This is a genomic window from Novosphingobium sp. 11B, assembly GCF_054589055.1.
The window spans coordinates 1-588 of record NZ_BAAILP010000115.1; the positions used below are offsets into that span (position 1 = coordinate 1).

Here is a 588-nt window from a genome sequence, read left to right on the forward strand (position 1 = left end):
TGTGCCTCCCGCTGCGTTCAGTTCCTCCGCCAGCGCTGCGAGCCGGTCGGTGCGGCGTGCGCCCAGCATCAGCTTCGCGCCGCGCGCCGCGAGCAGCCGCGCCGTGCCTTCGCCGATGCCGCTGCTGGCGCCGGTAATCGCGATGACCTTGTCCTCTATGGCCATGATAGTCACTCCTGTTCAGACGGACCGAAACATCGATCCGATGTTCCCCTAAATGGCGCTATCTGGTCGTGAGGAGGTAGAACGGTCATCCGGGATGATTGCACGATATTCCAGATTTATAGCGCTGCGCTGGATCGGTCTCTATCAGCCGTGTAGGCTGATCATACCGATTGCTTTGAGAGAGACGCTGATGGCGCATCAAGAACTGGCTCAGCAGATTGCCCGATACGCCGAGCGAGACGGCATCATCGAGACGCCCATCGCTCGGCTCACGCTGGTCCGCTCGGGCCAGGGTGGCGAGCCGGTGCATATGGTCCAGCGTCCGGCGCTGTGCATCATCGCGCAGGGCAGCAAGCGCGTGCTGCTGGGCGATGCGGTGATCGACTATGGCCCTGCCAGCTATCTCGTCGCCTCACTCGATCT

At 62.6% G+C, this 588-nt stretch carries 2 protein-coding genes; one reads left to right on the plus strand and one right to left on the minus strand.

What is annotated here, in order from left to right:
- Nucleotides 1-165, minus strand: a 165-nt coding sequence (locus tag ACYPYD_RS11020; protein ID WP_008833563.1) for an SDR family NAD(P)-dependent oxidoreductase, incomplete at its 3' end; no start/stop codon positions are given.
- A 190-nt stretch (nucleotides 166-355) separates the two neighbouring features.
- On the opposite strand from ACYPYD_RS11020, the gene ACYPYD_RS11025 reads away from it, so the two are divergent.
- On the plus strand, nucleotides 356-588 hold a 233-nt coding region (locus ACYPYD_RS11025; protein ID WP_459663147.1), incomplete at its 3' end, for an AraC family transcriptional regulator.